General features: G+C 43.1%; 13 protein-coding genes. 8 read left to right on the forward strand and 5 right to left on the reverse strand.

The annotated features are described in order from the left end of the window. Both L6I86_RS12010 and L6I86_RS12015 read left to right on the forward strand, forming a co-directional pair. Positions 1-993, forward strand: coding sequence for an Ig-like domain-containing protein (locus tag L6I86_RS12010; RefSeq protein ID WP_236287340.1), 993 nt, complete (start codon positions 1-3; stop codon positions 991-993). Between the two features lie 147 nt (positions 994-1,140). Continuing rightward, the gene (locus L6I86_RS12015) at positions 1,141-3,162 is read left to right on the forward strand and encodes a beta-galactosidase (protein WP_236287417.1); all 2,022 of its coding nucleotides are present in this window, start codon (positions 1,141-1,143) and stop codon (positions 3,160-3,162) included. Positions 3,163-3,408: 246 nt separating this feature from the next. Here the strand turns inward: L6I86_RS12015 and L6I86_RS12020 are convergent, their stop codons facing one another. Next, positions 3,409-3,966 (reverse strand): NADPH-dependent FMN reductase, encoded by a 558-nt coding sequence (locus L6I86_RS12020; RefSeq protein WP_056625375.1) that lies wholly within the window; start codon positions 3,964-3,966, stop codon positions 3,409-3,411. A gap of 306 nt (positions 3,967-4,272) precedes the next feature. On the opposite strand from L6I86_RS12020, the gene L6I86_RS12025 reads away from it, so the two are divergent. Then, positions 4,273-4,491 carry a hypothetical protein gene (locus L6I86_RS12025; RefSeq protein WP_236287342.1) on the forward strand — a complete coding sequence of 73 codons (219 nt, stop codon included), beginning with the start codon at positions 4,273-4,275 and terminating at the stop codon, positions 4,489-4,491. A gap of 75 nt (positions 4,492-4,566) precedes the next feature. On the opposite strand, the gene L6I86_RS12030 is transcribed toward L6I86_RS12025, so the two are convergent. Beyond that, positions 4,567-5,046 (reverse strand): hypothetical protein, encoded by a 480-nt coding sequence (locus L6I86_RS12030; RefSeq protein WP_236287344.1) that lies wholly within the window; start codon positions 5,044-5,046, stop codon positions 4,567-4,569. Between the two features lie 77 nt (positions 5,047-5,123). Further along, entirely contained in the window at positions 5,124-6,002 is an 879-nt protein-coding gene (locus tag L6I86_RS12035) for a LysR family transcriptional regulator (RefSeq protein WP_236287346.1), read from the reverse strand. A 105-nt stretch (positions 6,003-6,107) separates the two neighbouring features. On the opposite strand from L6I86_RS12035, the gene aroA reads away from it, so the two are divergent. Continuing rightward, on the forward strand, positions 6,108-7,454 hold the full coding sequence (gene aroA / locus L6I86_RS12040) for a 3-phosphoshikimate 1-carboxyvinyltransferase (RefSeq protein WP_236287348.1): 1,347 nt from the start codon (positions 6,108-6,110) through the stop codon (positions 7,452-7,454). A 19-nt stretch (positions 7,455-7,473) separates the two neighbouring features. Further along, complete coding sequence (gene aroC / locus L6I86_RS12045) at positions 7,474-8,529, forward strand: chorismate synthase (RefSeq protein ID WP_236287350.1); 1,056 nt, start codon at positions 7,474-7,476, stop codon at positions 8,527-8,529. Positions 8,530-8,578: 49 nt separating this feature from the next. On the opposite strand, the gene L6I86_RS12050 is transcribed toward aroC, so the two are convergent. Together L6I86_RS12050 and pdxR are read right to left on the reverse strand one after the other, a co-directional pair. Next, positions 8,579-9,613, reverse strand: coding sequence for an S-layer homology domain-containing protein (locus tag L6I86_RS12050; RefSeq protein ID WP_236287352.1), 1,035 nt, complete (start codon positions 9,611-9,613; stop codon positions 8,579-8,581). A 170-nt stretch (positions 9,614-9,783) separates the two neighbouring features. Beyond that, positions 9,784-11,217, reverse strand: coding sequence for a MocR-like pyridoxine biosynthesis transcription factor PdxR (pdxR, locus tag L6I86_RS12055; protein ID WP_236287354.1), 1,434 nt, complete (start codon positions 11,215-11,217; stop codon positions 9,784-9,786). Positions 11,218-11,605: 388 nt separating this feature from the next. Between pdxR and L6I86_RS12060 the strand changes: the two genes are divergently transcribed. From L6I86_RS12060 to L6I86_RS12070, 3 genes are all read left to right on the forward strand, one after another. Next, positions 11,606-13,171, forward strand: coding sequence for a putative bifunctional diguanylate cyclase/phosphodiesterase (locus L6I86_RS12060; protein WP_236287357.1), 1,566 nt, complete (start codon positions 11,606-11,608; stop codon positions 13,169-13,171). A 98-nt stretch (positions 13,172-13,269) separates the two neighbouring features. Continuing rightward, on the forward strand, positions 13,270-13,584 hold the full coding sequence (locus L6I86_RS12065; protein ID WP_236287359.1) for a GNAT family N-acetyltransferase: 315 nt from the start codon (positions 13,270-13,272) through the stop codon (positions 13,582-13,584). 250 nt (positions 13,585-13,834) lie between these two features. Then, positions 13,835-16,066, forward strand: coding sequence for an alpha-galactosidase (locus L6I86_RS12070; RefSeq protein ID WP_236287361.1), 2,232 nt, complete (start codon positions 13,835-13,837; stop codon positions 16,064-16,066). The last annotated feature ends 117 nt before the right edge of the window (positions 16,067-16,183 follow it).

Genomic DNA, 16,183 nt, shown 5'->3' on the forward strand with positions numbered 1-16,183 from the left:
ATGCAAATGAAACAAGTAGTTCAATCGGGTGTGTTAGCGGCTGCGTTATTGATGGGGTGTCTACCTTTTGCTGGCCCCGCTCAGGCAATAGCGGTAGTTCTACCAGCTCCCGTGAATCTAGCTTTGGACGGAGATTTCGAAGGCACGGATGCATCTCCATGGTTAATTGAAGGTGACCAGGCTTCGGCTGTCAGTATCAAAAGTCAAGATAATCATACGTCTGGCGGGACACATTCTGCTGCCTACTGGTCAGCTTCGGCCTTCCATTTCAAGGTATCACAACGAATCGTAGGCTTGGAAGATGGGAGATATCTGCTGTCTGCTTTTACACAGGGCGGCGGCGGGGAAGTGTCCTCCCGAATTTTCGCAACGGTTGAAGGTGATAACCCCATTCAAACCGACTTTATTAATACGGGCTATGCAGCTTGGAAAAATCCACAGCTTACCCATATCAACGTCGTGGTAACGAACGGTAGCTGTACGATTGGTTTTGAAGTGAATGGGAAGGCTGACAATTGGGGATCCGTTGACGATATTACATTCACGCGTATCGGTGACGTAGAAACGGCTCCTGTTTCCATGACCGTTCAACCGGTGCTAGCCACCTCGTGGTTACATGCTGCGCCGGAGCTGCCATCGGTAGTAAGAGCAGTTTATAACGATGATCATTCGTATCTCCAGGTGCCTGTTCAATGGGAGACGAATCCTGCAACGAATTATGATCATCTTGGCGTGTATCAACTAACTGGCGCGATTCAGGGTTCGGATTCAACCGTACTCGCTACGATATTAGTCAGGATGAAGCCGGCCGATCTTAACGCAGACGGGATCGTGAATGTCGGAGACTTGGCGTTGGCTTACTACGATATGCAGGCAAGTGCGGGCTCAGTAGATTGGGAAAGAGCGAAAAAGGCTGATCTCAATAACGATGGCAAAGTCGATCTCGCCGATGTCCAGTTCATCGCTGAACAAATGATTCAACCTGCTACTTGAAAAATGACAGGCAATCGATAAAATAGTGGGTATAAATTGGGACAGGAAGTTGATAGAATGGGGTCATATTTCTTCTAAATATGAATCCATGAGGTGATCCGTTTGTCTTCTACATTTCCACCGATTAGCCCGAAATTGCCGGTTTTTATGCACGGCGCTGATTATAATCCTGATCAATGGCAGCACGATCCGCAAGTCTTAGAAGCAGACATCCGCATGATGAAGCTGGCCAAATGTAATGTAATGGCCATCGGCATCTTCGCTTGGTCCGCACTTGAACCCGTCGAAGGCACATATACCTTCGAGTGGTTAGATCGCGTGCTCGATACCTTCGCCGCGAACGGGATCTATGCTTGGCTTGCGACGCCGAGCGGCGCAAGGCCTGCCTGGATGGCGGAGCAGTACCCGGAGGTACTGCGTGTTGGTGCGAATCGCGTGCGCAATTTATTCGGCGCGCGTCACAATCATTGCTTCACATCCCCAGTGTACAGGGAGAAGGTTGCCATGATGAACAGTCGGTTGGCAGAGCGCTATGCTCAACATCCGGCCGTCGTGGGTTGGCATATCTCCAATGAATACGGTGGGGAATGTCATTGTTCGTATTGCCAGGAAGCTTTCCGCGGCTGGTTGCAAAAGAAATATGGCACGCTAGATGCATTAAATATGGCGTGGTGGACGTCATTTTGGAGCCATACGTATACGAGCTGGTCTCAGATTGAATCTCCTGCTCCGCACGGTGAAAACTTAGTTCATGGCATGAACTTGGACTGGAAACGTTTTGTGACGGATCAAACCGTTGATTTCTGCCGTCTTGAAATTGCCCCATTGAAAGCTGTGAACGCGCAATTGCCTGTTACAACGAATCTGATGGATGCGTTCGAAGGGCTTAACTACTGGAAATTCGCGGATGTGCTTGATGTTATTTCATGGGATGCGTACCCGACGTGGCATGATGCGAAAGATCAACGTAACTTGGCTGCTTGGTTCGCTCTCAATCATGACCTATTCCGCTCGCTGAAGGGTGGACAGCCGTTCTTATTGATGGAAAGCACACCGAGCTTGACGAATTGGCAGGCAGTTTCCAAATTGAAGAAGCCTGGTATGCATTTGTTATCTTCTTTGCAGGCAGTCGCGCATGGCTCTGATTCCGTTCAATACTTCCAATGGCGGAAGAGTCGCGGTGCTAGTGAGAAACTGCACGGTGCGGTTATTGATCATGTCGGACATGAACATACGCGTGTATTTCGTGATGTAGCTGAGCTAGGCTGTGCCTTAGAGAAGCTCTCTGAAGTGATTGGGACTTCGGTTCCGGCGGAAACAGCTTTGATATTTGACTGGGAAAATCGCTGGGCAGTGAAGAATTCGCAAGGACCTCGTAATATGGGAATCAAATATGAAGAGACCGTTCTTAGTCACTATCGCGCTTTCTGGGATAGCGGCATTCCCGTCGATGTCATCGATATGGATGTTGATTTCAGTAAATACAAGCTAATCGTGGCGCCGATGCTATATTTGGTTCGACCTGGTGTCGGGGAGCGCATCGAGCAATTTGTTGCGGATGGTGGAACGTTCGTAACCACGTATTGGTCAGGAATCGTTGACGAAAATGACCTCTGTTTCCAAGGTGGCTTCCCAGGACCACTTCGTAAAACGCTCGGGATTTGGTCCGAGGAAATCGATGCACTTTATGATCATGAGAAAAACCGTTTGATCTTTACGGAGGGGAATGGGCTTGACTTAGAAGGTGAGTACGAGTCCCATGAGCTCTGTGAGCTCATTCATACCGAGGGAGCAGAGACGCTAGCTGTCTACGGAGATGATTTCTATGCAGGTCGTCCAGCGTTGACCGTGAACTCATTTGGCCATGGTAAAGCGTATTATATCGCGACGAGAACAGATACTGAGCTTTTGAAACTTTTGTATAAGCAAGTAGTTGAGCAGGCGGGAGTTAAGGCTGTGTTACAAATGGAGTTACCTCCTGAAGTAACTGCACAAGTTCGGACGAATGGGGAATATGACTATGTTTTCCTGATGAATTTCGCTCAGCAGACGCAGATAGTCGAGTTAGATGGGGATACGTATTGGGATATGCTTTTGCAGGAAACGTGGGAAGCCAAGGGTGTGCAACTGGAGCCCTATGGCGTTCGTGTGTTAAGAAGATCCAAGTAGAGATCATCACATAGGTGAGCAGTAAGCTGAATTGGGGAAACCTGATTCAGCTTTTATTCCATTCAATAGATAACATAATATAAGTTATGTAAACAAATATGTAAATAGAAGGAATTCGTTATCTCCCTTTGGTTTTTTTACGGGCGATGATGTTCACCTAACACTTTGATGAAATAGATCGAACAAGCTGATTTAGAGAACCCTATATCAGCTTGTTATCACATGCATGTAGATATAAAGTAGGAATTAACGCAATGTTTTCAATGCACCACTCCAAGCAATGACTTGATCAAACATGGTGTTCGCAGCGGTCTCCTGACGCGGATTGGGCTTGAGCACGGTGAAGTTCTCAAAATCAGTAAAGAGGGACAAAGTTACCTGGGCACGTACACTAGCTATATGCAACTCACTCAAGATGAGTCTTAGGTTCTCGGCTGCACGCGCTCCACCTGTACCTCCACCATAGCTGACGATTCCAGCGGCTTTATCTTTCCATTCATTGAATAGGAAATCTAGCGCATTCTTCAGCGCCGCGGGTACGGCATGATTATACTCTGGTGTCACGAAGATATAACCATCGTAACCTTGAATTGCATTGGACCAAGCAATGGTATGTTCCTTCGTATATTTCATCATCATAGGTGGATGAGGTTCGTCATAAAGTGGCAAATTAAAATCTGCCAGATCGACGATCTCGAATAAGGCATCGGTGCGTTTACTTGCAACTTCATGTACCCACTGAGCGACGACTTCGCCTCTACGTCCTGGGCGAGTGCTGCCGAGAATAATTCCGATTTTCAACATCGTTATGGCCTCCAAAAGTTAAAGTATTTACAAGTAGCATAACGGTTGAATGGAATCTTGTGCAATTGAAAATACAGTTATAACAAATGTTTCCCGTAAGGGATCAATAAGAAATGATATTTGTTTACATAATATAAGTTAAGTTTACTTTTATTTTAGAAATGACATTTTCGCATCATAAATAACAGATACTTTTTGAAATTTGTATGAACATGGAAGAGGATGTATATGATTTATCATACAAGTTCCTATATAATTTAGTAAAAGATATTTAGAATAGACAAAAGAAGGGTGGTCGCTTTTCTTATGAATACATCCATTTACTTTGTGATATTTTCCGTTATTTTATTGTTTGGCCTATTGTCGACATTCTTCATCGGTTTTTCTCGTAAAAATCGTGAAGGGGATCAGTCCTATTTTCAGAAAACAGGCACGAAGTGGGTAAGGCTCACTTCTTTATACGTCATCTCAATTGCAGCAGGCTTATTAGCTTTGCTAGCCTTTATTCGATACTCAATTGAATAGACGCAAATAAACAAAAAAATCTCCATTTATTGGAGATTTTTTTGTTTTGACGAAGTATTGGGAGGAAGGTAGGATTCAAGCTGGCATCATTGGAAACGTGTTGATTTTAATAAAGTGAATCTGTAACGATCCGAAAAATGCTTTCCCTTGATTGTAATGAAGCTCACATTTGTACCCGTACTCACTAGCAATGGCTTGTAAGGATTTGAACCCTGGGAGCGATTTAACCATAGTCGTGATTTGCTTCGTGATATGATTGGGTAGTTTCATAACCATCGTGGATGCATGAATACCATCAACAACGGAGATAAAACTGGGGAACTCGGGTTTCTTGAACAGTCCAAGGTGGATATGATCCTCAGCAATTTGTAAGATTTCTTTATTCAAACGATTGAGGTTTAAGGTCATGTTTTTATAAAAGTAGATGCCAAATCCAATTTTGTTCGTCAATGGATTTAAGCGTTTTTTCCATTTCAGCACGTTCGCTTCCCAATAAGACTCCAGTTGTTCGCTAATTCTAGTCCAGTTTAATCGTGATGTGAGAAAATTTTTCATCCATGTACTCCTTAAACAGTTAAATTTCTATCTTAATACAGACGTTTTAATAAGGAATATCGTTCATTTTCGTCCAACTACCTATGCAGAATCTGCACAAATCCTTCAGCGGCTACGGATAATTTCATATCCCGACGAACAGCTAACCCGATGCTGCGCGGTGGTAGTGGTTCCTCCAAGGTGAGCTCAAAGAGAGTGCCTGATCGAAGCTCATCCTGTATAAATGATCGGCTTATGAAGGCAACCCCGTACCCAAGTCTTGCGAACTCCGCTAAAAGATCAATATTTCCTAATTCAATATCTGGATTCACCGCGAATCCTTGTGCTGCAAACCATTTTTCTATAGACACTCTAGTACTGCTCCCTGGCGATAAGAAGATAAGAGGTAGCTCCGCGAGTTCCTTCGTAGAGATGGAACGGTTCGTCCATTCTCGGAAATCTTCCCCAACCACGAAACAATCCTCCAACGTCGCTAACGTGTGAATCGTCAAATCCGAATCTTCGATTGGTAAATGAACGATGGCACAGTCAATATCACCTTCCTTTAAACGCCTCGTAATATCGCCTGTTTTTCCATGTGATAACCGAATCCGTATTCCAGGATATTGCTTATGATACGCATTCAACTGTGGTAACAGAAGGTGCTTAATCAACGAATCACTTGCCCCGATCCGAATCTCACCTTGATGTAATTGCTTCAGATTGAGCAGATGCTTCTGTCCCGAATCCAGCATAGCAAAGGATTGTTCCACATAGTCAAAGAGCGTACGCCCTTCTTCTGTGAGCTCAACACCTTTCGATTGACGATGAAATAATTTAAGCCCAACTGCCTCTTCCATTTGCTTAATGGCATAGCTCACGGACGGTTGCGTTATATGAAGTTCTTGCGCAGCTTTCGTTAAATTCCGGCATTTGGCCGTATGTAAAAAAATACGATACCATTCTAAATTGATCATTTGATATAGATCACCTCTATGACAAGTAGCATATATTTCAATTTCATTTATTTCATATAACTCATTATAATTGGCTTATAGCAAAAACACAAAGAGGTGGCGAATATGGCGATGCATCAACCAGATTGGGAAGCGCGTTCTCCGTGGACGACGAATAAGGGGATTTCGGAAGTACGTATTAGTCCTCCTAAATCGATCGTGTCAGGAACCATCCGAGTACCGGGGAGTAAAAGTCTAACGAACCGGGCGTTACTGATTGCCGCACTCGCTGAGGGTAAATCACAGTTAAATGGCATTTTGAAAAGCGATGATTCGTACTGGTGTATACAAGCATTAATCAAATTAGGCGTGTCAGTCGACATCGATGGAGAAACTGCTTATGTGGATGGCTGCGGGGGAAATTGGCCAAATTCATCTGGAGAGCTATACATGGGTGCAGCTGGTACGGTTGCACGGTTCTTGCCAGCAGCATTGGCTATCGGGCGAGGGAAATGGACGATCAAAGGGAGTAAACGATTAAGTGAGCGGCCACTTGCACCATTAATTTCGGCACTTTCAGCGCAAGGAGCTTCGTTCAATTATTTGGAGGCTGAACATCGATTGCCTTACGAATTGGATGTTGCTGGACTCAAAGGTGGAATTGTGAAGCTGCCTGGATCAATGTCGAGCCAATTTATAAGTGGGGTTTTATTAGCAGCTCCCTATACACAAGCCCCATTAATCATCCAGATCGAGGGTGAAATTGTGCAACGGGATTATGTACAACTGACTTTGGATATGATGAGTGCTTTTGGTATCACACCGCAGGTTTCTGAGGACGGACAATCGATTAAGGTTCCTTCTGGGACCTATCAAGCGCAGACTTTGCAACTTGAACCAGATGTCTCTACCTGTTGTTATTTCTGGGCATTAGCAGCCTTAACATCAGGCTGTGTACGGATCGATGGCATTGACGCTCGAAAAACGAGTCAGCCTGATATAGAAATGTTAGATGTACTGGAGCGAATGGGGTGTATGGTACAACGCGGTGAGAACTTTGTAGAAGTACAGGGTACACAACAGCTCAAAGGTGGCTTTACACTGAGCATGAAGAAATGGTCCGACCAAACGTTGACGATAGCGGCGTTGGCTCCATTTACGGATGGCCCCATTACGCTTACCGATGCGGCTCATATTCGACATCATGAATGCGATCGTATTGCTGCTATATGTAGTGAGCTTAGCAAGCTTGGCATTCGTGTAGAGGAACATCAGGATGGTTTAACGATTTATCCTGGGGAACCGTTGCCTGTTTTGGTAGATTCGCATGATGATCATCGCATGGCGATGGCATTGTCTTTAATCGGCCTAAGGGTCGAGAACATCCGTATTACGGATCCAGGTTGCGTATCCAAGACATGTCCAGGTTTTTTCGAACAATTATCAACGTTAGGCGTAGAAGTTATTTACTAAATAGGAGGCTTACACTTATATGGCAGGGAATACATTCGGTGAAATTTTCAAAATTACGACTTTCGGAGAATCACATGGGACCGCGGTAGGCGTCATTGTGGATGGTGTAACACCAGGCATCGAGATCGATGAAGCCTATATTCAGAAACAGATGGATCGAAGAAAGCCCGGTCAATCTTCGGTGACCTCCCCACGCAAAGAATATGATATCATTCATATCTTATCAGGTGTATTCGAAGGGAAAACGACAGGTACGCCACTTTTTGTTAATCTCTATAATCAAGATATGAAGCCGGAGGCTTACAATGATATCCAGAATTCTTTTCGACCAGGCCATGCGGATTTCACATATCTACAGAAATACGGAATCCGTGATCATCGCGGAAGTGGGCGAGCTTCTGGAAGAGAAACAGCAGGCAGGGTAGCAGGTGGTGCAATTGCTCGTAAGCTGCTTGAACATAGAGGTGTACAAGTGTTGGCCTATACCCTTGAAATCGGTGGAATTCGATGTCAGACCTTCGATGAAGATGCGATTGAACGCAATGCGGTACGTGCATGTGATCCGATTGCTGGAGCCAAAATGATTGAAAAAATTGAGCAACTAGCTTCGATTGGTGATAGTTGTGGAGGCATCGTAGAATGCCGGATTCGTGGGGTTATGCCTGGTCTTGGAGAGCCTGTATTTGATAAATTGGATGCTGAATTGGCGAAAGCAATGCTATCGATCGGAGCTGTGAAGGGGATCGAATTTGGTGCGGGATTCTCAGCTGCTTCCATGCTAGGTAGTGAGCATAATGATGAAATGGACAGTGACGGATTTCTCAGTAACCATTCGGGTGGAATTCTAGGCGGGATTAGTACGGGACAAGAAATAATATTCCGAATTAGCGTGAAGCCGACTTCTTCAATTTCTGTTGCCCAGAAGACGTTAAATGTGAATGGCGAGGAACAAGAAATTCGAACTATAGGTCGACATGATCCATGTATTTGCCCGCGAATTGTACCTGTGGTTGAAGCGATGGCGTGCTTAGTTTTGGAAGATTTGTATAAACGACAAGCAGCTAATCTTGGATAAATAGGAAAGTAAAGCAGACCCATTCAAGAATGGGTCTGCTTTTTTACATTTACTTCTTTAACCCCTCGACGGCTTTAAGCGCCTGATTTGCGATTTCTGTTGCCTCTGCAAGGGTAATGCCATCTTGCGGATGGAAAGTACCGTCTGCTTGTAACTCGACAATATCTAAAGCAAGCGCGGTTTGGATGGCGCCAACATTGGATACGTCAATCTTGTCATTATCTTTGATATCGACAGGATTTAATTTAATCATAGGTAATTTCTCACTGGTTTGAAACGTGTGAACAAGAAGATAAGTGAACGATTCACGCGTCATTTTGGCATCTGGATCTATTTTGATTTTGATATCCGTACCCAATTTACCAAGTGCATCCGTGATAATCTGAACACCTTGTGTTGCTGAGATAGGGTCATTGCTTGTGACTGGTGCTTGATGAGTTTTCAGATAATCAAGAGCGTTATAAACTTCCTCTGCAGCATCAGCACGCGTAATTTCATCTTTTGGATTGAATTTACCTTCCGTATTCAATTTAATAATCCCGTATTTAAGTCCACGTTGGATCGATCCCGAGTACTCAACTGTTAGTTGATCACCATCTTTAATATCAACAACAACGGGGTTAATCAATGGGAGGTTCTTACTCACTTCAATTGCTCGAACGAGCTGATGTGTGAACTCTTCGCGTGTTAATTTTTTAGCAGGGTTTAGATCTTTGGGAAGATCAACATTGTTGACAGCTGCAACGATAAGCGCCTGTGCGTACCAAGCGTCATTTGAGGCATTGGCAAAATAATCAGTTGCTTTCGGCTCTTTCACGAATTTGACCAAATCTAAATTAAGTCCAAGTGCATTCACCAGTAGTTGTACTGATTGGGCTTCAGTAATTTTTTCTTGTGGAGCAAATAGCGTAGAAGTAATTCCACCTACAATACCACTTTGTTGTAGGGAAATAATTTTATCTTTTGATGCAATGTTGTTTAGGTCAGAGAATGAGCTACTAGCTGCAAAGCTTTGGCCGACCAAAGATAGGGATAGTAATGCAGTTGCTGCAGTTAGCGTGAAGGTTTTGATTGTTTTTTTCATTTTATTTCACCTCATATGGTTTTTTGTGTTTCAGAAACTTAAACGGCACTGTTAATAAAAAGGTTGCACCTACTCTTAAATAAGTTACTATCATTTAAAAGGTTGGTTGATTTGTGGAAGTGAATACATATGAAAAAGGCCGCAAATTTGCGGCCCTGTTAAGTGATTAATTACTGGCACATTTCTAAAGCAGCGTGGAGTTGTTGAATGCCTGGACTAATTTCATGGAAAAATGGCCTTGCAAAGCTTAAGCGGATCCACCCTTTTTTGGACCCATAAACAGTTCCCGGAACAAAGATAACGCCTCTTTTGGTGGACTCTTCGAGCCATTTAAATTCATCAACTTCACGATTGATTCTACACCAAAGCGTAAGCCCGCCTTGAGGTACGGAATACGAAATAGTATCACCCATGATTTCTGTTAGTCCTCGCATGAGTTCATTTCTTTTCTTGGTTAATTCTTTGCGTAAGAATTGAATGTGATTATCCAGATGACCTTCCTTGATAAAATGATTGGCAACCCACTGCGGAATACTGCTCAGGCCGAAATCCATCTGCTGTCTGGCATCGGATAACCGACAAATAACGGATTGTGGAGCAATTAACCAACCAATTCGTAAGCCAGAAGTAGCCGTTTTGGAAAGAGATCCAATATATAAGACATTGTTATTTTTATCTATTGATTTCAAAGTAGGAGGTGGATGACCATCGAAAGCAGTTAATGTAAAGGTGTCATCTTCAACTATGGGTATGCCAAGTTCCGATGCAATTTCAAGCAACCGAATTTTTCGCTCTAAGGGCATTACACTTCCCGTTGGATTTTGGAAATTAGGGTTAACAAATAACATTCGAATTTTGTGCTTGCGATATAACGCCATAACCTCTTCTGGATTTATCCCGTGTTCATCCGTAGGTAAGCGGAATAAACGAAGACCAGCCGATTGAAACATGGGCAACGAATAACAGTATGAAGGGTCTTCAATCGCAACGGCGTCTCCGGGATTTAATAAACACTGTAAAATTAAATATAAAGATTGCTGGGAACCAGATGAAATTAATATAGATGATTCCGTCGTTTGAATGTGAAGATGCTGTGCAAGAAATGAAACAAGCGTTTCTCTAAGTTGTGCGCACCCCTGCGGGTTATCGTAACCGAGTTGTTCATGAAAGGGCCGCTTTTGTAAAAGTTCACGGACGATTTCCTGCGGATATAGATCCGGTGACAACTGGCCACTTGCAAAGTCGATAAGCCCCTTTTTGTGAAGTAATTCTTCGCGAATACGGCGTACGAATGGTTGATTGGGAAGGAAATTTCCTCCTTCTACATACTCTTTCCAGTTAGGAGTTTGGTTCGTCGAGTTCTCCTCATTGAGGTTGGAAACAATGGTACCGTTGCCTTTACTACTTACCAGTATGCCAGTAGCACGAAGTTCTTCATATGCAGCAACTACGGTACTTCGGTTAACGCGTAGTACGGCGGCCAATTTTCGTTCGGAAGGAAGCGTACTGCCAGGAGGGAACTCTCCAAATGCTATGCGGTGTTCCATGTAATCTGCAATTTGTTGATAAATAGGCGTTTTGCTTGATCGATCCGGCTTCCACATAAAATATACCAACTTTTATCAAATTTTTGTCATAACTATTGAAGTTACGCTAAAGGAGCAACGATAAAATACAAAAAAACACCCAGCTTTCCATAGTTAGGGTTGTCATTTTTTACTATTTTTCTCACACTTGGCAACAGTTCTTTGTAATTTTTAAGTATCATATCATAAATGTTAATCGCTTGTGTATGCTTATTAAGTAAAATTTTATTATTAAGTTATTAAAATGAAGTGCAAGAATAAATAGGTTTCTTGGGTAATCTTGGATGGTTTTTTTTCTTGATGAGTGGATGGTTACATCGTGATCAATTCTAGTTATGATGAGGATTGTGTGCCTTGTCATTTTAAATATCGGATGTAATTTTGAACGCCATGAGGAGTTTCACAGATGAGAACAATGAATTCACGATCAATTAGTGAAATAAATTCAAGGAATAGAATCCTTCAAATAAAAACCGACATCTTATCGCTATTCGCATCCGGTGAGTCTCTATCTACGATATTAAGAGCAATCGATAAGACCAAACGATCCATTACAATTCCGAACAAGCGCAGTCATTCCTTACTGTCTTCGAAACAAGTCAAGATAAATCAGCATGAACAACTGGAGCTTATAGAGATTTTAAGAGAACTGAAAGCTTATGCAATCAAACGTAACGAGGAAAAAAAGAAATTATTAGCGTTAGTTTATCACGATTCTTTAACAGGTTTACGAAACAGGAGATATTTCAAAGAAAAATTAACAACTATGATCCAAAAACATCATAAACAGGACATTAATCTTGAACTGATGTTTATTGACTTAGACCACTTCAAATGGATTAATGATTCACTCGGCTATGAAGCAGGAGATCGTTTGCTCGTTCAGATTGCTGGTCGAATTAAAACATGCGTTGGCCAATTGGGCACTGTCGCTCGCTTAGGTGGCGATGAATTTACAGTCATTTTAGAAGGGATTCATTCTAGTGGTCAAATGGTCGGTGTAGCAGAGCGAATTATTGAAGCGTTTAAAGAGCCGATATGGCTAGACAAGCATGAAATAAGAGTAACGATGAGCGCTGGCATTAGTATATTTCCAGATCATGGTATGACTGCGAGCATGCTTATGAAAAGAGCAGATAAAGCAATGTATCATGCGAAGCAGGAGGGCAGAAATCAATTCGTTATTTATCAGTCATCCTTTGATGATGGAGAATATAAACGATTTGTGTTTAAATCACAATTTGTGAAAGCTCTTGCGGATCGACAGTTTTTCTTAGAGTATCAACCAAGAGTCGAACTGGATAGCGGTGAAATTAATAGTCTTGAAGCGCTGGTGCGATGGAACCATCCTGATCAAGGGATTGTTGGACCGATGGCATTTATTTCGCTAGCGGAAGAAACTGGATTTATTGTGCCATTAGGTGAATGGGTCATTCGAGAAGCTTGCAGGCAAATTAAACAATGGCAACAAAAAGGTCTACCACCGGTTAGGGTTGCTATTAACGTGTCTGCGAAGCAGTTTCTTCAAGCTTCTTTCGTGAATAGAATGAAGGAAATCCTTAGTGAGAACGAGATTAAACCTGCTTTCATCGAAATTGAAATTACAGAAAGTGAGTTAATGAAAGATGAGCAACCTATCGTCGATGCTTTGAAAGTGATTAAGGAAATGGGTGTTTTTCTATCCATTGATGACTTTGGAACCGGTTATTCTTCTTTGCAGTATCTCAAAACCTTTAAATTGGATGCCTTAAAAATAGATAGAAGTTTCATCAAAGATTTGCCACAGGATAAAGCCTTAACGAAGATGATTATCTCATTGGCTCGCAAATTGAAGCTTAAGGTCATAGCTGAGGGAGTGGAAACACATGAACAGCATACTTGGTTGTTGAACAGTGGATGTCATCAAGCGCAAGGTTACCTATATAGTAAGCCACTTGGAGCGTCGGATATTGAATACATATTGAACGAATGAGGTAAAGTTACATGTGTAGTTTAAGGCTGTTAAAAAATTGTCATTTCGAGGAAATTGTTGAGCTCAAATTATCTTTTCATCATCAGGAGTTCATTTCCTTGAAAGAGAATAAATGGGGAAACACCATGGAGCAGATGAACACACATGATATCTTTCCTATTAAAAAATTTTTTATATATATCGAAAATCGTGGAATTGAGCTATCTTTTGGACAAGAATTATTTGATATCATTTTTGAGTATGCGTGGCAGCAAGGAGCTACAACCGTTTTCTTGGACACGCCTTCAATCGCAAAAAAGCCACCGCATTTTTTTGAGAAAAATGGATTGATCGCGATAACTAAACAAGATTTGCCAATTCGTTATGATTACCCTGATCGAAATTCTTTATTTTATCGACTTGATTTCAAATAGGGATGGATCCCAAAGAAAATCCACTTCGCTAATAAAACTTATTAGGGATCGTCTGACTGCGAAGCAGTCGGCGATCCCTATTTCCCTTTTCATTGAATAAGAAAGTATTCAATCTACAATTTTTATGAGTCACCCTAAGAAAAGACCCATTTTCTCACAATTTTAACCTACTTATCTTTAGGGGAAAGTGTTATTTTGGTTAAGAAAGTGATTTGAATGATGAAACAGAGACTATATGAGAGGTGTCTGCATGCCTATTCAGTACGATGAAGTTCAGCAATTATTCCATCTCCAAACAGTACGAACGAGTTACGCGTTCCAAGTTACCAAATGGGGATTACTCGCTCACACGTATTGGGGAAAAAGCGTGCGCTCAGATTATCTACATCGGAACTTAGAACTTCGCGCCAGAAGTACAGTATCGCCTCGTCCTGATCCGACCGAACCTGCATACTCTCCAGATACGATGCCTCAAGAATTTCCAGCCTACGGCGCTGGTGATTTCCGCTCGCCGGCTGTTGAAGTTTTGCTTGGTAATGGCACATCCGTACTGGATTTGAAATACCGTTCCCATCGGTTTGTCAATGGAAAACCCAGTTTAGTCGGATTGCCAGCCACTTATGTGGAATCAGAGGCAGAAGCACAGACGCTTGAGATCGAGTTAAACGATTCCTTGATCGGTTTATCTGTGTTTCTTACCTATAGCGTCTATGAGTCTTATGATGTGATCACGCGTTCGGCACGTTTTGTTCTTAACGGCAGTGAACCGTTAAATCTTCAGCGTGTGTTATCGATGAGCATCGATATGCCTCATGCTGAATTTGATTTCCTGCATTTATCAGGCGCTCATCTACGAGAAAGAGCCATATACCGACGTTCACTCTCGCCAGGGGGACACACGGTGGAAAGTAGACGCGGCGTGAGCGGACATCAGCAGAACCCTTTCATTGCCCTTTTGTCCAAGGGAACGGATGAAGATCATGGCGAAGTATACGGATTTAGTCTTGTCTATAGTGGCAGCTTCTTCGCACATGCGGAAGTGGACCAATTTTTTACTACAAGAGTACAATTGGGTGTTAATCCTTTTGATTTCAGCTGGCTGTTAGAGCCGGGGGAATTCTTCCAGACCCCTGAAGCGGTACTTGTGTTCTCTGATCAGGGGTTGGGCGGAATGTCCCGTATTTATCACCGTCTCTATCGTGACAGATTGTGCCGTGGCGCATACCGCGACAAGGAGCGACCTATCCTGATCAACAACTGGGAGGCCACCTATTTCGATTTCGATGCCGATAAGCTGGAGCACATCGCGAAGGAAGGCTCGAAGCTTGGTATGGAGCTGTTTGTACTTGATGACGGTTGGTTCGGTAAACGCAATGACGATAATACCTCACTTGGTGATTGGGTTGTTGATGCGAGTAAACTACCAGATGGGCTAAATGATTTGGCTGAGCGCATTACGAGGCATGGTATGAAGCTTGGACTTTGGTTCGAACCGGAGATGGTGTCACCAGATAGTGACTTGTATCGTAAACACCCCGACTGGTGCTTGCATATACCTGGACGGCGGCGGACGGAAAGCAGAAGCCAACTGGTCCTCGATATGTCTCGCAATGACGTAGTCGATTACGTCGTAGAGTCGGTCTGTAACGTGTTAGAAAGTGCAGCGATCGCCTATGTGAAGTGGGATCTCAACCGAAATTTAACAGAGATTGGCTCGCAAATACTGCCGAAAGAACGCCAGAGGGAGACATCTCACAGGTACATGCTTGGTGTGTATCAAGCGCTCGAACGGATAACAGCCAAGTTTCCTGATATTTTATTCGAAAGTTGTGCAGGTGGCGGTGGTCGATTCGATCCAGGCATGCTATATTACATGCCGCAAACGTGGGCGAGCGATAATTCCGATGCTGTGAGTCGCATGCAAATTCAATATGGCACAAGTCTGGTCTATCCGCCTGTGACAATGGGCGCGAACGTGTCTGCGGTTCCCAATCATCAAATCGGCAGGATATCTCCACTTCAAACCCGTGGCTATGTGGCCATGTCAGGTTCGTTCGGTTATCAACTGGATTTAACGAAACTGTCTGCAGAGGAGAAGTCTGTGATTGGCGAACAAGTTGCGCTCTATAAAGAAATTAGGGAGATCGTGCAATTTGGTGATTTCTACCGACTGTTGAACCCTTTTGAGTCAGGAGAAGCTGCATGGATGTTTGTATCAGTGGATCGAAGGGAAGCAGTTGTGTTCTACTTTCAGATACAAGCCGCTGTTGCAGGTCCAATCAAGAGGCTTCGACTTAAAGGGCTTGACGATAGGCATGACTACTTAGTTCTATCTGGGGAACAAATGGAGAACATAGATCAAGGGAACCTCTACGGTGGAGATTATCTCGAGCGAGTTGGGTACATTCTCCCACCATTTAAGGGGGATTACCAAAGCTTGATTTTTCGTTTAAGGTCTGTCGACTTGGAGCAAATAGAATAGTTCGATAAGGATCCGCTTACATGGCGGATTTTTTTATGCTTTTTCGTAAATTGATTCAATTCATTAATGATAACAATAGAATATCGAATATTGATACTTTTCATCAATTATTCAATA

The organism is Paenibacillus allorhizoplanae (genome assembly GCF_927798215.1).
Lineage (GTDB): Bacteria > Bacillota > Bacilli > Paenibacillales > NBRC-103111 > Paenibacillus_E > Paenibacillus_E allorhizoplanae.

Excerpts from the sequence above, each read along its gene's own strand:
- L6I86_RS12050 (WP_236287352.1), bottom strand. The coding sequence starts at position 9,613 with ATGAAAAAAACAATCAAAACCTTCACGCTAACTGCAGCAACTGCATTA.
- L6I86_RS12060 (WP_236287357.1), top strand. The coding sequence starts at position 11,606 with ATGAGAACAATGAATTCACGATCAATTAGTGAAATAAATTCAAGGAAT.
- L6I86_RS12015 (WP_236287417.1), top strand. The coding sequence starts at position 1,141 with ATGCACGGCGCTGATTATAATCCTGATCAATGGCAGCACGATCCGCAA.
- L6I86_RS12070 (WP_236287361.1), top strand. The coding sequence starts at position 13,835 with ATGCCTATTCAGTACGATGAAGTTCAGCAATTATTCCATCTCCAAACA.
- pdxR (WP_236287354.1), bottom strand. The coding sequence starts at position 11,217 with ATGTGGAAGCCGGATCGATCAAGCAAAACGCCTATTTATCAACAAATT.
- L6I86_RS12010 (WP_236287340.1), top strand. The coding sequence starts at position 1 with ATGCAAATGAAACAAGTAGTTCAATCGGGTGTGTTAGCGGCTGCGTTA.
- L6I86_RS12030 (WP_236287344.1), bottom strand. The coding sequence starts at position 5,046 with ATGAAAAATTTTCTCACATCACGATTAAACTGGACTAGAATTAGCGAA.
- aroC (WP_236287350.1), top strand. The coding sequence starts at position 7,474 with ATGGCAGGGAATACATTCGGTGAAATTTTCAAAATTACGACTTTCGGA.
- L6I86_RS12025 (WP_236287342.1), top strand. The coding sequence starts at position 4,273 with ATGAATACATCCATTTACTTTGTGATATTTTCCGTTATTTTATTGTTT.
- L6I86_RS12035 (WP_236287346.1), bottom strand. The coding sequence starts at position 6,002 with ATGATCAATTTAGAATGGTATCGTATTTTTTTACATACGGCCAAATGC.
- L6I86_RS12020 (WP_056625375.1), bottom strand. The coding sequence starts at position 3,966 with ATGTTGAAAATCGGAATTATTCTCGGCAGCACTCGCCCAGGACGTAGA.
- aroA (WP_236287348.1), top strand. The coding sequence starts at position 6,108 with ATGGCGATGCATCAACCAGATTGGGAAGCGCGTTCTCCGTGGACGACG.